The following is a 16,028-nucleotide window of genomic DNA, read 5'->3' on the forward strand; positions in this document are numbered from 1 at the left end:
TCGTGCTCGTCACTCGCCACGTGTCCTTGTTCGAGCCTACAGATCACCGGTGAACGGCGGGGCGGGCAGGTCCGGGAACCGACGGGTCCGGGGCGTGCCTCAGCTCACCGCGACCACGAGGTCGGCCCGCTCGCGTCCCCGGCCGATCAGCCGGGCGTTCACCTCGTCCGACTCGCGGACCCAGCGCTGGGCGTACGGCCGCTCCTTGCCGAAGCGCACATGCCGGTCGACGAGCCGGCGCACGCGGGTCGGCTCGTCGAGTTCCAGGAACCAGATCTCGTCGATCAAGGGGCGGACACGGGCCCAGTGCCCTTCGTCGTGGAGGAGGTAGTTGCCCTCGGTGACGACGAGGGGGATGTCGGGCCCGACCGGGATGCTGCCCGCGACCGGCTCCTCGATCCCCCGGTCGAAGGCGGGCGCGTAGACGGTCGTGTCCGGTTCCGGCGCCCGCAGACGGGCGAGCAGCGCGGCGTATCCGGCGGCGTCGAAGGTGTCGGGTGCGCCCTTGCGGTGGGCGAGGCCGAGGCGCTCCAGTTCGCTCTGGGCCAGGTGGAAGCCGTCCATGGGGACGAGCACGGCGAGGCCGTCCAGGGCGGCGACGAGACGGTCGGCGAGGGTGGACTTGCCTGCGCCGGGCGCTCCGGCGAGGCCCAGGATGCGGCGCCGTCCGGGGGCGGCGAGGGCACGGGCGCGGTCCAGCAGGTGCGGCGGGAGGCTCATGGCGTGCATTGTCGCATTGTCGTCATACGTATAACCTCTGCTTCATGTCCTTCATCGCCCTGGTCTCCCTCGTCGTCCGCGACTACGACGAGGCCATCGCTTTCTACCGTGACGCTCTCGGCTTCGACCTCGTCGAGGACACGGACCGCGGGGACTCCTCGCGGTGGGTGGTGGTCCGCCCGCCCGGCGCCCCGGCCGGCACGGGCCTGCTGCTCGCCCGGGCGAAGAACGCCTCCGAGCGCGCGAGCGTGGGCGCGCAGACGGGCGGCCGGGTCGGCTTCTTCCTCCACACCGACGACTTCGCCCGCGACCACGCCCGGATGACGGCGGCGGGGGTGCGCTTCCTGGAGGAGCCGCGGTACGAGCCCTATGGCACGGTCGCGGTCTTCGAGGACCTGTACGGCAACAAGTGGGACCTGCTGGAGCCCCAGTAGGCTCCGGCCACATGACCGACCCCGTACTGCGACTGCTCCGCGAGCGACCGGATCTGGCCGAACTGGCCGCGTTTCCTTTCGGCTTCGACATCGGTCGCGCCTACCACGTCGAGGACGTGCACCTCGCGTCCGGTGCGTCGCTGGAGCCGGTCGCCGGTGACGACACCGGCGGCACGTACTTCGTCTGCGCGGACGGCGCGGTCCTGTACGCCTCGTCCGAGGGCGAGGCGGTCCTGGTCGGCGGCAGTGTCACCGAGGCCCTGGAGATCCTGGTCGGACTTCCCTCGTACTGCGAGGGCATCGAGCCCGGTCTCGACGAGGAGCAGCTGCTCGCGGCACTGCGCGAGGCCGACGCCGGGGCGCGGGAGCAGTTCGCCCCCGAACTGGACGCCCAGCGCGCCGCGTTGGTCAGCGGCCTGGGCCTGCCCGTCCGGCCTCCACTGGAACTCCTCGGCCTGTCGTACGCGGCCGCCCGGCGCACGGAGCCGGACCACCTGCTGCTCAACTCCGCCGAGCTCTGCGCCTACCGGCTGCCGGAGGGGGCGGCGCCCGCCCCGCTGCGGGACGTCGTCCTCGCTCCCGGCCGCGCGGCACTGGAACGGATGCGGTCCGGCGGGCCCGCGTCCTGGACGGAGACGGGCGCCGATCCGGTACTGCGGGCCGGGGTGGTGCGCGCGGCGCAGTACGACCGCCGCGCGGACGACCTTCCCCTGCTGCGCTTCCTGCTGGAGCGTGAGAGCGCCGAGTGCACGCCATGGTTCGAGGAGCGGCGCCTCGCCACGGTGCTGGTGGCCCTGCACGGGCGGGCCGAGGACATCCCCCTCGTCCGGTCGGCGCACGGCGGGTGCGCGCCCGACGACCCGGCCGGCGTCGTCGCGTGGGCGCGGGAGGAGGACGCGAAGAGGTACGGCCCTGATCCCGCGACCGAGAGCGATTTCACCTGGATCGGCCTGGCCCGCCGACAGGGCCGCACCGAGCACGCGCGGGTGGCGCTGATCCGCATGCTGGACGACACCGGGCCGGACGCCGAGCGGCTGCGTGGCCTCAGCCGGGCTCTGGAGGACCTCGGGGACCACGGGCAGGCGACCCGCGCGCAGTTCGACCTCGCCTCGCTCCAGGACACCGGCTGGGACCGTGCCGCGGAGACCTACGTCCTGGCCCGCGTCGAGCGCCGGAAGGGCGATCTCGCCGCGGCGGGCAGGGCGCTGGGCCGGGCGCGAGTCGCCGTCGGCCTGGGCGACGGTCCCGCACCCGACGAGACGGTCGCGGAGTGGCACCGCCGGGGGCTGGGCCGGCAGATCACGGAACAGCATCTCGAACTGGTCCTCGCGGCGGTCGAGGCGGGCGACCACGCCCTCGCACGGGAGACGATGGCTCACGCCAAGCTCCTGCTGAAGACGATCGCCGGGCAGTTCCGCAGCTCCCTGAGCGAGCTGTCGACCCGGGCGAAGTGGGCGGTCGCGGCCCTGCCCAGAGCCTAGGGACGCCCCGGCGGATCCGGACGCCGTCTAGAGCGGGAGCGCGCAGGCCGCCGCGGGGAACTCGAACGCCTCGCCCGCCGACCGCAGTTCGCCCGTGCGCGCGTTCACGTGGAAGACGGTGACGGTGCCGGAGCGCTGGTTCGCCGCGAACAGCAGACCGCCGGAGGGCGACAGCGCGATCTGGCGCGGGAAGTCGCCGCCGACCGGCACCGTGTCCAGCAGCCGCAGCCGGGAGCCGCGGGCCTCGACGGCATAGCGGGTCAGGGTGTCGGGGCCGCGGTTGGCGTGGTAGGCGTACGCGCCGTCGGGGGTGACCACGAGCTGGGCGGGGTAGCTGGTGCCCGGGCCTGTGCCGGTCGACTGCGGCTCACCGGGCCGCAGCGTGCCGCTCGCCGGGTCGTAGGCACAGACCGTCACCGTGTTGTCCAGCTCGTTCGCGAGGTACGCGTACCGGCCGGACGGGTGGAACGTCAGGTGGCGCGGTCCGGCTCCCGGGCGCGCGGCCGCGCGGGACACCTCCGTCAGCGTCCCCGCCCTGGTGTCGAGGCGGTAGGTGTACACGGTGTCGTTGCCGAGGTCCACGGCGAGGACGTGGCCGCGGTCGGGTGTGGTGATGATCTGGTGCGCGTGCGGCGACGGGCCCGCGTGCCGGACGAGGTCCGTGCGCTCGCCGAGCGCCCCGGAGTCGTCGATGGGGTGGACGGCGACGCTGCCCGACCCGTAGTTGGCGCTGAGCAGCCAGCGCCCGGAGGGGTGCACGGACAGATGGGCGGGCGCCGCCCCGCCGGTGGACCGGCTGCCCAGCACCCGGTGGTCGCCGTCGTCCGCCAGACGCACGGCGGTCACGGCACCGGCCTCACGCTCGTTCACGGCGTACAGGGTCCTCCCGGAGGGATGCACGGCCAGATACGAGGGGTCCCCGACGCCCTCGATGACGCCCGCCCCGGTGATGCGTCCCGTCGTCTCGTCGTACGCGGCGACGCCGATCCCCGTCCCGCCCCCGTCGACGGAGGTGTACGTCCCCAGGTACAGCGGCCGGACCCGGCGGGCACGGGACGTGGGCGTGACCGCCGCCTGCGACCGCGCCCGTGGTCCGGGGTCCTGGGCCGCCCCGCACGCGGGCAGCACGGCCGCCGCGGCGACGCCCGAAAGACCTCGGAGAAAACGACGCCGGCTTGTCGCCCTCAGGATGCCCATGCCCAGCAGCCTAGCCACGAGCGGCGTCCGGCACAGGGTCGTCCCTGCGCGTTCCCGCTCCTCGGCGACCGGACCCTCGGCGACCGGACCCTCGGCGCGGGCGCCGGTGAAGGCCAGGTCCGGCCGGCGACCGAATCCGACGCCGACGTGTACTTCGGGAAGGTGTTGCGGTCGTCGCCGAGCGGCACCCGCCTGGGACGCTCCCAGGCGCTGACGACGCAGTTTCCCGTTCCTGGAGCTGCGGCACAAGGTCAAGACCCACCGGATGCAGGGCGGTGATCACGGTGCAAATCGGCCTTCTGGCCGGCCAGCTGGGGTGGTACGCCCAGGTCACGGTACGGTGCGGCTCATGAAGCGGATCGCGATAGGTGTGTGTGCGCTGGCTCTCGTTGGCGGCGCGGTGGCGGTGACGGCCGGGGCTGCGGAGGAGGACACGTCGGTGACGGTGGACACCGAGCCGGTGAAGACGCGCGCGGACTACATTGCCTTGTGGGAGGAAGCCTTGGCCAGGTCGGGCAAGGAGTTGCCGGCTGGGGTGGAGTCGATGGGCACGCAGGAAATCTTCGATGCGTGGGCGTTGGAGGCGGCGAAGTACGGCGAGCACGACTGAGCCGTCATGTGCACGACAAGAGCCCTCGAGCTGGATGCTCGAGGGCCCTTCGGCTGTACGGGAACCCGCGACGACCTCCGGCGGGTACGGATCGACGGCTACGCGGCCACGCTGGAGGGCGCCGACGACGGCGCGTACCCGTACTGGCAGACCGAGTTCGCCTACACCTACGGGAGCCGCCCGCCGACTCGATCGCCGCCGGCTTCCTGCGCTACCTGGCGAACGAGGTCGGCAAGGACATCCTCCGCTCCCAGGGCCACCGCCCCTGCGCCGAACTGGCGAAGCCGCTGCTCTGCCGCCCCACCTGACGCGCGGCCCCGCGCCCCGGGTCAGCGCGGCAGGTCCAGCTCGGCCCGGACGGTCTTCCCGACGGGTACGCGGTCGAGGACCGCCCACCGGTCGGCGAGGCTCTCCACCAGCAGCAGCCCGCGCCCACCGTCCGCGACCGCCGACGGTGCGCCCAACTCCCCCGGCCGGGGAGGCCGTCGCTCACTCCGCGTGTCCGAGACCTCGATACGCAGGGTGCCGGGCAAGCGGGTGAGCCTCAGTTCGAAGTCCCGGCCCGGCACGCGCCCGTGTGTCACGGCGTTCGCGGCCAGTTCGGCGACGATCAGCGCGGCGGTGTCGGACGCGCCGCTGCCGTGCGGGAAGCCCCACGCGTGCAGTTGATGGACAGCCAGATGACGGGCGAGGCGTGCGCCGAGCGCGGTGGAACTGAAGCGCTGGGCGAACGAACGTACGGTACCCGGCAGTTGCGGGCTCATGGGTGGTCGCATACGCCCACCGTGGTGGGCTGCGGCCGCATTGCCCCAGATCAGCAACCCGTACGCTGAGTCAGCGTACGGGTACCCGCGGTGGACAGTATGGGTAACTGACCGTGACCATGGGCGTGTTGCGGGGTTGCTCAGCACAGGTACGCGCGGGGAGGTGGCCGTAGATGACGGCGGAGACGACAGGCGGCGGTTCGGGCGGGGAGCCGGAGGTCTCGGACAGCCTGAAGTCCTTCGGGGAGGTGGTCAAGGCCTTCCGGAAACGGGCGCGCCTGACACAGGAGGAGTTCGCGCCACGGGTGCAGTACTCGCTGCCGACGGTCGCCTCGATCGAGCAGGGCAGGCGGTTTCCCCCGGCGGACTTCGTCGACCGGGCGGAAGAGGTACTCGACGCGTTCGGCACGATCAGGGGCGCGGCACGGCACCTGTCGCGGCGGCCGGGTCTTGCGAGCTGGTTCCGGCAGTGGGCCAGCCTGGAGGCGGAGGCGGTGAGCCTCTACACGTACGAGTGCCGGTTGATTCCGGGGCTGTTACAGACGGAGGCGTACGCGCGGACGCTGTTCACGAACCAGTTGCCGCCCTTGGGTGACGAGCAGATCGAGGCACAGCTCGTGGCGCGGCAGGAACGCCAGCGGTTGCTGCGGGAGCGGCCGAACACGGCCTACAGCTTCATCCTGGAAGAGCACTTGTTCCGGCGCGAAATGGGCGGACCGCACGTCACCCAGGACCTCGTGGACCACATCATCGAGCTGGCCAATCTTCGCAACATCGAGCTGCAGATCATGCCTTTGGTACGGCACAGCCATGCCGGGCTGGACGGCCCCATGCGACTGTTGGAGACCCCGGACAATCACTGGCTCGGCTACTGCGAAGGACAGGAAAGCGGCCAGTTCATCTCCGACCCGAAAGTGGTCAGCATGCTCCAGATGCGGTATGCCAGGATGCGGTCACAGGCTCTTACCCTGGAGGACTCCCTGAGCCTGTTGCGGCTGATGCGAGGAGCGGTATGAGCACCACGGAACTAGCATGGTTCAAGAGCAGCTACAGCGGCGGCTCCGGCGACGACTGCGTGGAAGTCGCTCTCTCCTGGCACAAGTCCAGCCACAGCGGCGGCTCCGGCGACTCCTGCGTCGAGGTCGCCACCTGCCCCGACACCGTCCACGTCCGCGACTCCAAGGACACCGAGGGCCCCCACCTCGCCCTCTCCCCCGCCTCCTGGACCGCCTTCGTCCCGTTCGCCGCCGCCCGGGCCTGACGCCCGAGGCGCGGCACGCGTTGAGACGAACCGAACGGACGGACCGCCCGCGTCACGTCAGCCGGAAGACCGGTCCGCGGGGCGTGAACGGCAGTGACGCGCCCTGCGGGATCAGGAAGGCGTGCTCGCGGCGGATGCGCAGCGTGTCGCACCATCCGTCGGTGATGACCAGGACCGGGGCGTTCGCCGGGAAGTCGTCGGCGCGGTGGATCAGGTCGATGCCCGGCTGGAGCACCGTCCCGCCGCGCCCGCGGACCCGTACCCGGCCGGCGATCTCCGCCGGGGGAACGTACCCGGCGTCGTAGGCCGCCGCGTCGCAGAAGACGACGCGGGCGGCCGGGACGTCACGGGCCTCGGCGTACGAGGCGATCGCGCCGAGAGCCTTGCCGAGCAGGGCGCTGTTCATCGAGCCGGACGTGTCGAGGACGACGCCGAAGGTGCAGCGGGGCGTCTCCTCGGACGGGAAGTACCGTCCGGCGCGCGGGATGTCGGGGGTGGACGCCTGCCGGCGGGCCGGGCGCGCATAGGACCGTACGGGCTCGGGCCGGGGCACGTACTCGTCGAACCAGCGGGCCAGTCGCGCGTCCCACGGCACGGGCGGGTGGGCCAGGGCGCGGATCTCCTGGACGAGACCGGCGGGCAGCAGACCGCGCTCGCCGTACTGGTGCAGGTCGAAGCCCTGCACCAGGCCGCGCCGGTAGAAGTCGTCCAGGTCGGCGTAGGGGCGGGCGTCCGGGTGCGGCAGCGGCTCGCCGAGGATGTCGCCGGTGCCCTTGCCACGCAGGGTCGCCAATCGGCGACGGCGGCGCAGGTCGGTGGCGATGCGGTCGTAGACCTCCTCCACCGACAGGTCCTTGAGGTCGGGGTCGTACAGCAGCCCCTCGGGCATCTCGCCGACACGCATCTGGACCAGCCAGCCGTTGACGACGAAGTCGGCGGCGACGTTGAAGAGCACCGGGTCGCGGGCGCCGCGGCGTTCGCCGTGGCGCAGGGCGGCGTGCAGCATCTCGTGCGCCAGGATGAAGCGCCACTCCTCGTCGGTGAAGGTGCGCAGCGGATTGATGTAGATCTCGCCCGCGACGGAGCTGACGGCGGCGATGGAGATGTCCTGCGTGCGGGCGAGTTCGGCGTCGGCGACGACCGTGAGGCCGGCCGCCAGGCCGCCGAGCAGGGGGTACGAGGAGACGAACCAGTTCAGGGCACGGTCCCAGGGCCGCTGGGGCACGCGCTCGCCGGTGACGCGGTCGCGACGGCCGCCCGCCACGTCCATGGCGGCGGAGACACTGCGGGTGAGCGCGTGGGCGAAGGCGGTCTCCCAGTCGGGCGGGGCGGTGTTCCACATTTGCCAGGGCACCAGGACCTGGTCTGGGTGCTCGCCCGCGGTGCCGCACCGCTCGTAGGCGGCGGGGATGCCGTCGCGACGCCAGCGGGCGGCGAGCATCGCCTCGTCGCCGCCCGGATACGTCTCGGGAAGGTGGCCGGGAGGGCGGCCCACCGGGAAGGTGAGCAGGAAGCGGTTGACCACCGTGCAGCGTGCGGCCCGCTCGAAGCGGTCGGGCTGCTCGCGCCGTGTGTCCTTGGCCGCGGGCACGTGCCCGAACCCGAGGTGCAGCAGGCAGTGCGCGAGGGTCCAGGCCCAGTCGTCCGGTTCGGCACGCCGGGTGGGGTGGACGTGGACGACGCCGTTGGAGTCCACGGCCGCAAGTCCCCCGGCAGGCGTGGCGGCGCACTTGGCCTGCCGGCAGAACTCGGCCTCGACGGCGGCGAAGGCCGGGTTCCGCTTGACCATGGCGAGCCCGGCGGCGAACGCCTCGGTGGCCGGGTCGGGCTTGCCGCCCTGCTGTCCCGCGGCGCCCTTCTTCATCGCCGGGCCTCCACCAGCCGCGGCATGTCGCGGGCGGCCTCGACGAGGAACCAGGAGGGGAGCACCGGCTGCCCGTCGGTGTCGTCCGCGATGACGGTCTGCGCGACCTCGACGGAGATCTCGGCGAGCTGCACGAGCAGCGACTTGGCCCGGTAGGCGGTCTGCCGCATCGACGGCGACACGTGCTCCTTCTGCCGCGGCAGCTCCTTCACCAGCCGCCCCCGGAACGCCTCGGCCAGGTAGTAGAGCAGGTCCCGGTCCTGAAGGCGGTTCGGCCAGGAGGCGTCGCCCTTGAGGATCGCCTCGATGCCGAAGGTGTGGCGCACGATCTTGGCGTAGCCGCAGAAGGAGACGGCGTGTGCGGGCGTGAGGGTGCCGTGGGCGACGACCTTGAGGGTGTCCTCGTCGATGCCCGGACCGAAGGAGTGCAGGGCGTCGGAGAGCATGTGCCAGGAGCGGGGCGTGGAGAACGGTTCCTCGGTCTTGGGCGGCTGCGACCAGAGATGGTCGGGGCGGTCGGTGAGGTAGTCCGTCACCCAGGGGTGGATGCCGTGTTCGCCCGCCCATACCAGCCAGTCCGCCGACGACGCCTGGAGATGCACATGGGTGAGGCGGTTCACCAGGGCCGACGCGATGGGCCGCGCGAGCGCGTTGTCGGTGGCGCGGTTCCCCGCGCCGATGACGATGGAGCCGGCGGGCAGCTCGTAGGACCCGATGCGCCGGTCCAGGATCAGGGAGTAGAACGCCTTCTGGACGTCGGGGGACGCGGCGTTGAGCTCGTCGAGGAAGAGGCAGTACGGCTCGTCGCGGGCGATGGCCTCGGGCGGGCAGAACACGGACCGCCCGTCACGGATCTGCGGCACCCCGATCAGGTCCTCGGGCGCCAGCTGCGTCCCGAGCAGACTCACGCACTCCAGCCCGAGCGATTCGGCGAACCTCCGCACGAGCGACGACTTCCCGATCCCGGGCGCACCCCACAGGAAGACGGGCCGCACGGTGGCGAGCCCGAGCAGCAGTTCGGGAACCTGGGCGGGGGTGACGGTGACGGCGGCCTGCACGGGGAAGTGTTCCTTCGGTTCGCGGGGACGGGAACGGGCCCGCCCAGTCTGGGCGGGCCCGGCAGTCGGCGCAGCCGATTTTTCTCCCGGTCAGTGCCGCGACCGGCAGTGTTCGCGGGGAAGGGGCGCTAGTCCGCGTCCGGCTCCAGTCGCAGCGAGATCGAGTTGATGCAGTACCGCTGGTCCGTGGGCGTCGGATAGCCCTCGCCCTCGAAGACGTGGCCCAGGTGCGAGCCGCAGCGGGCGCAGCGGACCTCCGTGCGGACCATGCCGTGGGAGCGGTCCTCGATCAGTTCGACCGCGTCCGTGTCCTTGGGGTCGTAGAAGGACGGCCAGCCGCAGTGGGACTCGAACTTCGTGTCCGAGCGGAACAGCTCCGCCCCGCACGCCCGGCAGGAATAGGTGCCGGCCGTCTTCGTGTCCGTGTACTCACCGACGAACGCGGGCTCGGTCCCGGCCTGGCGCAGGACCGCGTACTCGGCGGGGCTCAGCTCCGCCCGCCACTGCTCGTCCGGCTTCTCGACCTCGTACGACATCTACCGCTCCCTCAGCTCGACAGGCGGGCCAGGATCTTCGGACCGAGGTCCGTCACGTCACCCGCGCCCATCGTGAGAACGAGATCGCCGGGCTTCGCCATTCCCGCGATCACGTCCGGGACGGCCGCCTTGTCGTGGACGGCCGCGACCTCGGCGCCGGCGGTGCGCGCGGCGTCGATGATCAGCTCGCTGGTGATGCCCGGGATCGGGTCCTCACGGGCCGGGTAGATGTCGAGGACCACCGAGGCGTCGGCCAGCGCGAGGGCCTGGCCCATCTCCGTGCCCAGCTCCTGGGTGCGGGAGAACAGGTGGGGCTGGAAGACGACGAGCAGGCGGGAGTCGGCGGCCGCGCCGCGCATGGCCTCCAGATCGGCGGTCATCTCCGTCGGGTGGTGGGCGTAGGAGTCGATGACCTGGACGCCGGCGGCCTCGCCCTTGAGCTGGAGGCGGCGCTTGACGCCGGTGTACTTGCCGAGGGCGGAGGCCAGGTTGTGCGCCGGGATGCCGAGGGCTACGCCGGCGGCGAGCGCGGCCACCGCGTTGTGCGCGTAGTGGCGGCCGGGGACGGAGACGGTGAAGGTGAGGAGGCGGCCCTCCAGCAGGACGGTGACCTCGCTGGACAGACCGCGCGGGGTGACCTTGTGGATGCGGACGTCCGCGTCCTCGGACTCCCCGTAGGTGACGACCTTCACCGAGGACGCGTCGCGGACGCGGGCGGTCAGCTCGACGGCGCCGGGCTGGTCCGCCGCGACCACCAGGGTGCCGCCCGGGACGACCTTGCCGACGAACGTCTCGAAGGACTCGTAGATCTCGTCCATGGACGCGTAGTTGGCGTGGTGGTCGAGTTCGACGTTGAGGACGATCGCGACCTCGGGGTCGTACTTCTGGAAGCTGCGGTCGCTCTCGTCGGCCTCGGCGACGAAGATCTCGCCCTCGCCGTGCCGCGCGTTGGTGCCCGGGCCCGCGAGGTCGCCGCCGATCGCGTACGAGGGGTCAAGGCCCAGCTCGGTCAGGGCCACGGCCAGCATGGACGTGGTCGTCGTCTTGCCGTGCGTGCCCGCCACGGCGATCGAGCGCAGCCCGGTCATCAGGGAGGCGAGCGCGTCGGAGCGGTGCACGACCGGAACGGACAGCTCGGCGGCGCGCGCGAGCTCCGGGTTGTCGGCGCGGATGGCGCTGGAGACGACGACGCAGCTGGCGTCGGAGGCCAGGTGCTCGGCGGCGTGGCCGATGTGCACGGTCGCGCCCAGCGCCCGCAGGGACTCGGCGGTCGCGGACTCCTTGGCGTCGCTGCCCGCGACCTTCGCGCCGCGCCGGGCGAGGATCTTCGCGATCCCCGACATGCCTGCTCCGCCGATGCCGATGAAGTGCGGGCGCTCCATGGCGCTGGGAACGGCGGGTGCCATGTGTCTGTCTCCCGGGGTGTGCGTACACGTGCAGGGGCCCACCCTATTGCCTGCGGGCGGCACCCCGGTCCGCTACTTGCTGTGCGCGAAGAGCTTGAGCACCGGCACGCCGACCTTGTGCCGGGCACGGGAGGCCCAGTCGCGGTGGAAGAACTCCTCCACGTAGTGCGGCTCGGTCAGCACGATCACCTCGTCCGCCCCGGCCTCGTCGACGACGGCCTTCAGCTTGTCCAGCGGGTGGTCCTCGACGACTTGGCCCACGGCCTCGCAGCCCGCGGCGCGCAGGGCGGCCAGGGAGAGTTCGAGGCCGCGCTGGGCCGGGGCCTTGGCCGCCTCGCCCTCCGGCTCCTCGCCCTCGCGGACGGCCTCCTTCAGCTCTCCGAGCGCGACGTCGTCGATGGCGCGCAGCAGCACGTCGGCCTGGTCACCGCGCGGCTGCATCAGCACGATGAAAGAGACGGCCTCGTCCCCGTGCAGGGTGGTGACGAACTCCACGTCCTCCGAGGTCAGGGGCTTCTCGATCATCAATACGCTTGTGAACACGTTCAGGAGCCCTTCTGCGGAAACCATCCTTCCCCCGTGGCAGCACGGGGTCTGCGAGATAAGTGTGCCCCTCGGAAGCTAAGCGGAACGATAAATTCCGCGATTGCCACCACCGAGCGTGCGCCACCGGCGCGCGACGGCCGCCCTCGCGCCCCTGTCCGCCACCGCTGCGCCGACTACGGCTGCCCGCGCGGGGCGGGCCTCACACCCCTGGTCTCCACGCCGAGCCCGTCGGGGCGACCTCGGGCCCGGCGCCATCCGGCCCGGTCGGGGGCGGCCCCGGGACGGCCCCTACACCTTCCGGTACCGGGTGAAGAGGAAGCCCTCCTCCTCAAGGACCGACGCCAGGGCGAAGCGGGCCGGGTCCGGGAGCGCCGGGCCGCCGGCGATGCGCTGGGCGTCGCCCACCGTCATCGTCGGCGACACCGTCAGGCACAGCTCGTCCAGGACCCCGGCCGCCGCGAACTGGCCCAGCATGCGGGGTCCGCCCTCCGTCAGCAGCCGCACCAGGCCGCGCTCGGCGAGTGCCCGCACGGCCCTCGCGGGCTCGACACCCGGCCCGTCGCCCGCGACGACGACCTCCGCCCCCGCCTTCTCCGCGTCCCTGATCCGGTCCGGGGCAGCGGCGGCGCCGGTCAGGACGAGCGTGGGCACCAGCGGTTTTGTGAACAGCGGCAGGGAGAAGTCGAGACCGAGCGAGGCGCTGACCACGACGATCGCGGGCGCGGGCCCCTGGCCGGCCGCGGTCCTGCGGTCGGCGAAGGCCTCCCGGGCACGGGCGGGCCGGTAGCCCTCGAGCCGTACGGTCTCCGCGCCGACGACGACGGCGTCGGCGAGACCCCGCAGGGTGCCGAAGATCCGCATGTCCGCGTCGGAGGAGATGGGCTGCGAGCGGCCGTCGTGCTGGGCCGCGCCGTCGAGCGAGGAGACCATGTTCGCCCGCAGCCAGGCGCCCTCCCGCTCCTCGCCGGCGGGGTACGCGTAGGCGTCGGCCAACTCGTCGAGCGACCACTCCCGGTCTTCCCGGACGTCGGCGGGCGGTGTCTGGTCGGTCACAGGGAACAGGCGTCGCATGCTGTGCAGTCTTACATGGCCCTTACAGTTGGGTACTGTGCCGACCAGCCCGATAACCGAAGCCGCGCCCCTGTCGCTCTGCGCCCGCGAGCCGCACGTCCCCGCCGACCGTCTGGTCGCCGAGATGGTGCCGCCGCCGCGCTTCGACGCGGTGCGCTTCGACACGTACGTCCCCGATCCCCAGCAGCCGAGCCAGGTCGAGGCCGTCAAGGTGCTGAGCGACTTCGCGTCCGGCCTCGTCGGTGCGCACGCCGCGGGCGGCGGCAAGCGGCGCTGGTTCTCCAGGGCCCCGAAGAACGCGGCGCCCGCCGCGCCGCGCGGGGTCTATCTCGACGGCGGGTACGGCGTCGGCAAGACCCACCTCCTCGCCTCGCTCTGGCACGCCACCCCCGCCGAACCCGCGCTCAAGGCCTTCGGCACGTTCGTCGAGCTCACGAACCTGGTCGGCGCGCTCGGCTTCCAGCAGACCGTCCGGACCCTCAGCGGACACCGGCTGCTGTGCATCGACGAATTCGAGCTCGACGACCCGGGCGACACCGTCCTCGTCTCCACGCTGCTCGGCAAGCTGGTCGACGCGGGCGTCGCGCTCGCCGCGACCTCGAACACGCTGCCCGGCAAGCTCGGCGAGGGCCGGTTCGCCGCCGCCGACTTCCTGCGCGAGATCCAGGGCCTGTCCGCGCACTTCCGCCCGCTGCGGATCGACGGCGAGGACTACCGTCACCGCGGCCTGCCCGAGGCCCCTCCCCCGTACTCCGACGAGCAGGTCACCAAGGCCGCGTACGCGACCCGGGACGCCTCTCTCGACGACTTCCCGCACCTGCTGGAGCACCTGGCCAGGGTCCACCCGAGCCGCTACGGCGCGCTGACCGACGGGGTGCGGGCGGTGTGCCTCACCGACGTCCAGCCGGTGCCCGACCAGTCGACCGCGCTGCGGCTCGTCGTCCTCGCCGACCGGCTGTACGACCGGGAGGTCCCGGTGCTCGCCTCGGGCCTGCCGTTCGACAGGCTGTTCAGTGACGAGATGCTGAACGGCGGCTACCGGAAGAAGTACTTCCGGGCGATCTCCCGGCTCACCGCACTGGCGCGGGACGCGAAGGCCTTGGTGGCGCAGTAGGTTGGGGCGGTAAACCCGATCTGAAGGGAACCATCATGGCCACCACGCGTCAGGCCCACAACGTCTGGGAAGGCAGCCTGCTCGAAGGCAAGGGCGTCGTCTCTCTCGACTCCTCCGGCATCGGCGAGTACCCCGTCACCTGGGCGGCACGGACCGAGCCCGCAGAGAGCGGGCGCACCAGCCCCGAGGAGCTGATCGCAGCGGCTCACTCCAGCTGCTTCAACATGGCCTTCTCACACGCCCTCGCGGGTGCCGGCACGCCGCCGGCCCGCCTGGAGACCAAGGCCGATGTGACCTTCCAGCCCGGCGAGGGCATCACCGGCATCCACCTGACCGTCGTGGGCACGGTCCCCGGCCTGGACCAGGCCGCCTTCGCCAAGGCCGCCGAGGACGCCAAGGCGAACTGCCCGGTGAGCCAGGCGCTGACAGGCACGACGATCACGCTCACCGCCGAGCTGGGCTGAGCAGGAGCACCACCAGGCACAGTGGCCCGCATGGTTACGCGACGACCGTCTGCGTGATACACACATGCGGGTCACATCTCCTGTCCGCCAACAGAGAGTTGCTGCCTCATGACCGCTTCACGACGTCAAGTTCTGGCCGGTGCCGGTGCGGTCGGCGCGGGTATCGCGTTCACCGGAGCGTTCTCCGAACTCTTCGCGGGCACGGCCGCCGCCCGCGGCCACGGCGAGTACGGCCCGCTGGTGCCCGATCCCGACGGCCTGCTCGATCTGCCGAAGGGCTTCCGCTACAAGGTCCTGTCCAGGGAAGGCGACCAACTGAGCCTCGGGCAGGGCAGGGTGCCGAGCAACCACGACGGCATGGCGGCCTTCGCCGGCCGCCGCGGCCGCGTCCACCTCGTCCGCAACCACGAGAACCGGCACACCGCCCGGATCCCCGTGCCGGCCGTCGAGGGCCTGACCTACGACCCGATGGGCAAGGGCGGGTGTACGGCGCTGGAGCTGGACGGCCGCAACAACGTGCTGTCGCAGCAGGTCGCCATCGCCGGTACCGCGGTCAACTGCGCGGGCGGTCCCACCCCGTGGGGCACCTGGCTCACCTGCGAGGAGACCGAGGACAGAGCCGGCACCAACGGCTACACCAAGGACCACGGCTTCATCTTCGAGGTCGACGGCGCCGACCCGCGCCGCACGGGTGCCGTGCCGCTCACCGCGATGGGCCGCTTCCAGCACGAGGCGATCGCCGTCGACCCGTCGAGCGGGATCGTGTACGAGACGGAGGACGCCTTCCAGCGCCCGTTCGGCCTCTTCTACCGCTTCCTGCCCGACAAGCCGTTGGGCGGCACCGGTTCGCTGCGGGCGGGCGGTGAGCTTCAGGCGATGCGGGTGCCGGGCGTGCCCGACCTGTCGGGGATCCAGGAGACCGGGGCGCGCTTCGACGGGATCGAGTGGGTGCCCGTACCGGACAGTCAGGCGAAGCAGACGCCGATCCGGCTCCAGGACTTCGGCCCCCGGGGCATCACCCACGCCCAGAAGCTGGAGGGGTGCTACTGGGGCGGCAACTCGGTCTACTTCGTGTCCAGCTTCGCGCGCAGCGCGGAGGGGTCGGCGGCGGACCACTACGGACAGGTGTGGAAGTACGAGCCCGCACGGCGGCGCCTCACCCTGGTGATCGTCTTCGGCCCGGACACGGACGTCCAACTGCCGGGCGAGTCCCCCGACAACATCTGCCTCGCGCCGAGCGGCGGCCTGATGGTGTGCGAGGACGGCGACGGCGCGCAGCACGTGTACGGGCTCACCCAGCGCGGCGAGGTGTATCCGATGGCACGGAACGCGCAGAACATCGGCACCCCGGAGGAGCCCGAGTGGGGTGAGTTCGCGGGCGTCGCGTTCTCGCCGGACGGCGGGACGATGTACGTGAACTGCTACACGCCGGGCACGACGTTCGCGGTCACCGGCCCCTGGCGCTGACCGGACCCGTCCGGCACCCGCCGGCGCGGCACCGC

The 16,028-nt window shown here is 72.2% G+C and carries 17 protein-coding genes; 8 read left to right on the top strand and 9 right to left on the bottom strand.

Translation table 11 applies throughout. The annotated features are described in order from the left end of the window. Nucleotides 1-99: 99 nt before the first annotated feature. Nucleotides 100-720 carry a nucleoside/nucleotide kinase family protein gene (locus QFZ82_RS10230; protein WP_307712861.1) on the bottom strand — a complete coding sequence of 207 codons (621 nt, stop codon included), beginning with the start codon at nucleotides 718-720 and terminating at the stop codon, nucleotides 100-102. Between the two features lie 44 nt (nucleotides 721-764). On the opposite strand from QFZ82_RS10230, the gene QFZ82_RS10235 reads away from it, so the two are divergent. Both QFZ82_RS10235 and QFZ82_RS10240 read left to right on the top strand, forming a co-directional pair. After that, entirely contained in the window at nucleotides 765-1,154 is a 390-nt protein-coding gene (locus QFZ82_RS10235) for a VOC family protein (protein ID WP_307712862.1), read from the top strand. A gap of 11 nt (nucleotides 1,155-1,165) precedes the next feature. Then, nucleotides 1,166-2,635, top strand: coding sequence for a hypothetical protein (locus QFZ82_RS10240; RefSeq protein WP_307712863.1), 1,470 nt, complete (start codon nucleotides 1,166-1,168; stop codon nucleotides 2,633-2,635). A 27-nt stretch (nucleotides 2,636-2,662) separates the two neighbouring features. On the opposite strand, the gene QFZ82_RS10245 is transcribed toward QFZ82_RS10240, so the two are convergent. Continuing rightward, nucleotides 2,663-3,832 carry a lactonase family protein gene (locus tag QFZ82_RS10245; RefSeq protein WP_307712864.1) on the bottom strand — a complete coding sequence of 390 codons (1,170 nt, stop codon included), beginning with the start codon at nucleotides 3,830-3,832 and terminating at the stop codon, nucleotides 2,663-2,665. A gap of 349 nt (nucleotides 3,833-4,181) precedes the next feature. Here QFZ82_RS10245 and QFZ82_RS10250 point away from each other — a divergent pair, with 349 nt between their 5' ends. Further along, nucleotides 4,182-4,442 (top strand): hypothetical protein, encoded by a 261-nt coding sequence (locus QFZ82_RS10250; RefSeq protein ID WP_307712865.1) that lies wholly within the window; start codon nucleotides 4,182-4,184, stop codon nucleotides 4,440-4,442. 329 nt (nucleotides 4,443-4,771) lie between these two features. Here the strand turns inward: QFZ82_RS10250 and QFZ82_RS10255 are convergent, their stop codons facing one another. Continuing rightward, on the bottom strand, nucleotides 4,772-5,218 hold the full coding sequence (locus tag QFZ82_RS10255; RefSeq protein WP_307712866.1) for an ATP-binding protein: 447 nt from the start codon (nucleotides 5,216-5,218) through the stop codon (nucleotides 4,772-4,774). A gap of 161 nt (nucleotides 5,219-5,379) precedes the next feature. Here QFZ82_RS10255 and QFZ82_RS10260 point away from each other — a divergent pair, with 161 nt between their 5' ends. Both QFZ82_RS10260 and QFZ82_RS10265 read left to right on the top strand, forming a co-directional pair. Next, nucleotides 5,380-6,222, top strand: a complete 843-nt coding sequence (locus QFZ82_RS10260) for a helix-turn-helix transcriptional regulator (protein WP_307712867.1) — start codon at nucleotides 5,380-5,382, stop codon at nucleotides 6,220-6,222. Next, entirely contained in the window at nucleotides 6,219-6,467 is a 249-nt protein-coding gene (locus QFZ82_RS10265) for a DUF397 domain-containing protein (protein WP_307712868.1), read from the top strand. The genes QFZ82_RS10260 and QFZ82_RS10265 overlap by 4 nt, the downstream gene beginning before the upstream one ends. Nucleotides 6,468-6,519: 52 nt before the next feature. Here the strand turns inward: QFZ82_RS10265 and QFZ82_RS10270 are convergent, their stop codons facing one another. The 6 genes from QFZ82_RS10270 to QFZ82_RS10295 all read right to left on the bottom strand — a co-directional run bounded on the left by QFZ82_RS10270 (nucleotide 6,520) and on the right by QFZ82_RS10295 (nucleotide 12,948). Further along, complete coding sequence (locus QFZ82_RS10270) at nucleotides 6,520-8,331, bottom strand: hypothetical protein (RefSeq protein ID WP_307712869.1); 1,812 nt, start codon at nucleotides 8,329-8,331, stop codon at nucleotides 6,520-6,522. Continuing rightward, complete coding sequence (locus QFZ82_RS10275; protein ID WP_177151782.1) at nucleotides 8,328-9,389, bottom strand: ATP-binding protein; 1,062 nt, start codon at nucleotides 9,387-9,389, stop codon at nucleotides 8,328-8,330. The genes QFZ82_RS10270 and QFZ82_RS10275 overlap by 4 nt, the downstream gene beginning before the upstream one ends. Nucleotides 9,390-9,517: 128 nt before the next feature. Then, nucleotides 9,518-9,925, bottom strand: a complete 408-nt coding sequence (gene msrB, locus QFZ82_RS10280) for a peptide-methionine (R)-S-oxide reductase MsrB (protein ID WP_307712870.1) — start codon at nucleotides 9,923-9,925, stop codon at nucleotides 9,518-9,520. Between the two features lie 11 nt (nucleotides 9,926-9,936). Beyond that, the gene (murC, locus tag QFZ82_RS10285) at nucleotides 9,937-11,331 is read right to left on the bottom strand and encodes a UDP-N-acetylmuramate--L-alanine ligase (protein WP_307712871.1); all 1,395 of its coding nucleotides are present in this window, start codon (nucleotides 11,329-11,331) and stop codon (nucleotides 9,937-9,939) included. 72 nt (nucleotides 11,332-11,403) lie between these two features. Further along, nucleotides 11,404-11,874: an indole-3-glycerol phosphate synthase gene (locus QFZ82_RS10290; RefSeq protein ID WP_307712872.1), complete on the bottom strand. Its 471-nt coding sequence runs from the start codon at nucleotides 11,872-11,874 to the stop codon at nucleotides 11,404-11,406. Nucleotides 11,875-12,165: 291 nt separating this feature from the next. After that, a complete protein-coding gene (locus QFZ82_RS10295; RefSeq protein ID WP_307712873.1) occupies nucleotides 12,166-12,948 on the bottom strand; it encodes a pyrimidine reductase family protein in 783 nt (260 codons plus the stop codon). Between QFZ82_RS10295 and zapE the strand changes: the two genes are divergently transcribed. The 3 genes from zapE (at nucleotide 12,947) to QFZ82_RS10310 (ending at nucleotide 15,993) form a co-directional block, all read left to right on the top strand. Beyond that, complete coding sequence (zapE, locus tag QFZ82_RS10300) at nucleotides 12,947-14,062, top strand: cell division protein ZapE (RefSeq protein WP_307712874.1); 1,116 nt, start codon at nucleotides 12,947-12,949, stop codon at nucleotides 14,060-14,062. The two genes, QFZ82_RS10295 and zapE, sit on opposite strands and share 2 nt — an antisense overlap. 35 nt (nucleotides 14,063-14,097) lie before the next feature. Next, complete coding sequence (locus QFZ82_RS10305; RefSeq protein WP_307712875.1) at nucleotides 14,098-14,526, top strand: OsmC family peroxiredoxin; 429 nt, start codon at nucleotides 14,098-14,100, stop codon at nucleotides 14,524-14,526. A gap of 108 nt (nucleotides 14,527-14,634) precedes the next feature. Next, on the top strand, nucleotides 14,635-15,993 hold the full coding sequence (locus QFZ82_RS10310; protein ID WP_307712876.1) for an alkaline phosphatase PhoX: 1,359 nt from the start codon (nucleotides 14,635-14,637) through the stop codon (nucleotides 15,991-15,993). The last annotated feature ends 35 nt before the right edge of the window (nucleotides 15,994-16,028 follow it).

The organism is Streptomyces sp. V4I23, assembly GCF_030817975.1.
In the GTDB taxonomy this organism is placed as follows: Bacteria; Actinomycetota; Actinomycetes; order Streptomycetales; family Streptomycetaceae; genus Streptomyces.